Consider the following 3,851-nt stretch of genomic DNA (forward strand, 5'->3'; position numbering starts at 1 on the left):
GACCGATGATTCACGCTTCGGACTGGTAGGGCCCGAAGCGATCATGGTCTTTGTTATAGACCGATGATTCACGCTTCGGACTGGTAGGGCCCGAAGCGATCATGGTCTTTGTTCCAGACCGATGATTCACGCTTCGGATTGTTCTGCGCTGCCAATTCACGCCGCGCCTGATAGGCGGCGCGGCGATCGGAGCTTTTCACTGCGCTGCCGATTCACGCCGCGCCTGATAGGCGGCGCGGCGATCGGAGCGACTAGAACTCCAGCAACACCTTGAAGCCGCCGTAGATCATGCGCTTGGTGTCGAAGGGCATGTTCTTCATGTCGGCCTGAAGCCGCGGGTCGGCCATCACCTTTTTCAGCACGGCGTCGCGATGCGCGCGCGACTTGTAGGTGATCCACGAGAAGACGACGACCTCGCCTTCCTTGAGTTTCACCGAGCGCGGAAATGACGTGATCTTGCCGACCGGCACATCGTCGGCCACGCACTCCACGTAGGACAGCGCACCGTACTCCATCCAGATCTTGCCGGCCTTGGTGGATAGCTTCTTGTATGCGGCGATGTTGGCCTCGGGCACGGCCAGGACGAATCCGTCGGCGTAGGACATTGGGCACTTCCTCGATGTTGTTGTTTGACGTTTTCGAGGAATGCCTTCCCAGGTCATTGGGCCGATTGTGCGGCGGGCGCGAGCTTTGGCTTGTCTGGAACATACCGCCGGTAGAGGGCAACGGTTGCGGGCAGGATGACGAGCTGTCCCACCAGCGACGCGAAGAGGCAGATCGACGCCAATTCGCCAAAGAGGCGCAGCGACGGCAGATCCGACAGCATGGTCACGCCGAGCCCGAGCGCCAGCACGATGGTGGTCAGGATGACGGCCGGGCCGATGTGGTGGGCGGTGCGGGCCAACGCCTCGCGCGCGGGATCGGGGGGCGGCGCGTTTTCATCCAGATCGCGCATCCGATACTTGTTCTCTTCGGCGTCGAACTCCGCGCTCACTTGCGATCCCCTCTGCTCCTCGAGGCGGTAGCGATTGAGGAAGTGGATGGTCGAGTCGATCGCGAGCGAGAATGCGACGGTGATGGCGACGATGGAGGCGAACTGCAGGCCTTGCCCCGTGTAGTAGAGAAGCGCCCCGGTGGCAAAGATCGGGAACAAGGACGGCAGAATGCTCGACACCCCGACCAGCAGCGACCGCAGCGCGATGCCGAGGAAGATGAAGACCAGGAAGATGTCGCCGACGAGGCCCCAGGTCAGCTCATGGATGAGGGTCGCGGAATTGCGCGCGGCGATGGCGGGCAAGCCCGTAACGGAGATCTCGTAGCCGGGGTGGCGCTTGCGGACGTCATCCAACGCGTGATCGATCTTGTCGACCACGGGCAGGATCTCGCTGGCATCGATATCGGGCAGGCGCGCCGTGACGAGAACGGCGGTCTGGTCGTCTGTGATGAAGCGGTGCACGAGATGGGTCGGCAGGATCCTCACATAGCGCTCGATGTTGGCGATGCTCGCGTCGCCGGCGTTGGCGAGCCAGCGGCGCAGGCTTTCGAGCGACCATACGTTTCCGAGGCCAGCGGTCTTCTCCAGGATGTCGTGCGCCTCGGCAATGACGGCCAGCGTGCGCTCGTCATAGAGCTTGATCGGCGGACTGCCGTCGGCCTGCGGCTTTCCCTTCCACTCGATCATGACGTGGACGGGGTTGGCGCCCGTGAGCTTCTTGTCGAGGCTTCCCGTGGCGGCGAGGGCCTGCTCCTTGTCCGGCACCTGATCGGCGAGACGGTACATGGGCTTCAGGTTGACGAAGGCGTGCCCCGTCACGAGCACGGCAATGACGCCCAACACGACGAAGATCAGAGGCCGCGATCCGACGTAGCCGATCACGGTGTCGCTCAGGCGCTGGAGGATGCCGACCCCACCCTCCTCGCGAACGTGCGGATCGACGGCGGCGGCCGGCTCGCGACGGACGAAGATGGCGGCGAGCGTCGGCACCACGACGGCGACAGCGGTGTAGGAGATGGCGACCGCGATCAAAGCTGCGAAGCCGAAGGTGCGGATCAGTGCCGACTCCGCGAACGCGAACGAGACGATGGAGATGGCCTGGTTCATGGCCGTCAGCAGGCAAGCCGGCGCCACTTCGCGGACGGCATTGCGCGCCGCCTCGATGCGATCGACGCCGGCCAGAATATCGCGGCGGATGGCGAACACGAGGTGCATGGAATCCGAGAAACCGGACACCAGGATCAACGGCGTTATGACGTTGATGAAGAGGTTCAAGCGGAAGTCGAGCCCGCCCAGGACGCCGAGCGTCCACAGGATGGCGATAGTCGGCCCGAGAACGGCGATGAGGGTCAGCGAAAGGCGGCGGAAGAAAAGGTAGGCAACGCCGAAGCCGACGAGAAAACCGAGCCCGTTGTAGACGAGGCGATCGCGCTCCACGGCGTTCCGGATCTCGAGCTGCATCACCGGCGCGCCGGTGAGCTTGGCCGTGAGCCCGGAGCCCGCGAGCTCGTGATCGACCACTTCCTTGATGCCGTTGATCACAGTCCGCGCCGAGTGCTCCTCGACCATCCTGCGATCGAGGGCAATGACGATCAGCGCGAGGTTGCCGTCGTCGGACAGGAATTTGCCTTTGACGACGTCGTTGCTGACCAGGGCGTCGATGACGTTGGCATAAGCGTCGTTGTCTTCGGGCAGCTCGTCGGGAACGACGGGAGCCGCATAGCCGGTGGCGTCCGGAATATTGCGGGCCGAGAGCATCGAGACAAGGCCGCCGACGCCGTCGGTCAGCTGTAGCTCGACGACGGCGTTGCGGAACACCTCGAGCCGCTCTCGGGAAAGGAGCGCTTGCCCCTCCACCACCACGAGCACGTCGTACTCGCTCGAGGGAAAGCGGCGGTCGATCTCCTCGTACTGGCGGAATTCCGCCGTGTCGGTGCGAAACAGCTCGGACAAGCTGTCGTCCACGCGCAGCATCCAGATGCCGAGTATCGCAAGCGCGGTCAGCACGGCGATGACTGCCGCGGAGATGTAGGGCGCCCGCAGTGCGACAAGGCCCACACGATCGAGGCCCAACGAGAACAGGAAGGATGCGTGCGGCGTGTCGGGTTTACTTTCGTTCCGCATCGGTCCGTTCGCATCCTCGGCGGCGACTGCCGTCCAAGCGAGCTTCAGCGCTCACGTTGAACGATCGTTTCGCGCCAGATCGTCTGCCCCGTCGAATTCCGCTGCACTGGGTGCCGGAATCGTCCGCACAACACGTACGGTGGCATTGGCCCTTAGCGGGCGCAAGGGCCCAGCCCGTGGTCGCCAGCGCTATTCGGTGAGTCGTTGCGGGCGGGTATCGAACGCCGTAGTTCTAGGTGCCATTGCCGTGAAAAGGACGCTCCGCCATGGCCCCTGACGAGGCCGCCGCATCGCTCGACGTCGTCGACCTCAAATGCCCTTTGCCGGTGCTCAAGGCGCGCAAGGCTCTGGGAGCCCTTTCGCCGGGCGCTGTCCTCGAGGTTCTTGCCAGCGATCCGGGAGCGGCCGAGGACTTCGCCGCCTTCTGCGGGGCGACCGGCCACAGGCTGATCGGGCAGAGCGAAACCGGCGGCATTCAGCGCTTCCTGATCCAGAAAGGACCGTCCGAACCGGCTTGAAGCGGCCCGCTCCGCGCCTGCTGCATGGCTGCGCTTGACACGGGGCGGGGGCCCCTGGATAAGAGGCTCCTTTGGCGGCGGCCCGGTTCGCCGCCTCGATCCCGGCAAACTCTCTGACGGACACGTTTTCCGACGGACAGGGCGGTTAGCTCAGCGGGAGAGCACACGCTTCACACGCGTGGGGTCACTGGTTCAATCCCAGTACCGCCCACCAT

3 protein-coding genes and 1 tRNA gene are annotated in these 3,851 nt (G+C 64.2%); 2 read left to right on the forward strand and 2 right to left on the reverse strand.

What is annotated here, in order from left to right; translation table 11 throughout:
- Positions 1-251: 251 nt before the first annotated feature.
- Positions 252-605, reverse strand: coding sequence for a DUF1428 domain-containing protein (locus tag QZV93_RS07420; RefSeq protein ID WP_295557253.1), 354 nt, complete (start codon positions 603-605; stop codon positions 252-254).
- A 53-nt stretch (positions 606-658) separates the two neighbouring features.
- A complete protein-coding gene (locus tag QZV93_RS07425; protein ID WP_295557254.1) occupies positions 659-3,118 on the reverse strand; it encodes an MMPL family transporter in 2,460 nt (819 codons plus the stop codon).
- 266 nt (positions 3,119-3,384) lie between these two features.
- Between QZV93_RS07425 and QZV93_RS07430 the strand changes: the two genes are divergently transcribed.
- Both QZV93_RS07430 and QZV93_RS07435 read left to right on the forward strand, forming a co-directional pair.
- Positions 3,385-3,636, forward strand: a complete 252-nt coding sequence (locus QZV93_RS07430) for a sulfurtransferase TusA family protein (protein WP_295557255.1) — start codon at positions 3,385-3,387, stop codon at positions 3,634-3,636.
- Positions 3,637-3,775: 139 nt separating this feature from the next.
- Positions 3,776-3,850, forward strand: a tRNA-Val gene (locus QZV93_RS07435).
- Position 3,851: the final 1 nt, after the last annotated feature.

The sequence above is a fragment of the uncultured Hyphomicrobium sp. genome (assembly GCF_902826555.1).
Taxonomy (GTDB): Bacteria; Pseudomonadota; Alphaproteobacteria; order Rhizobiales; family Hyphomicrobiaceae; genus Hyphomicrobium_C.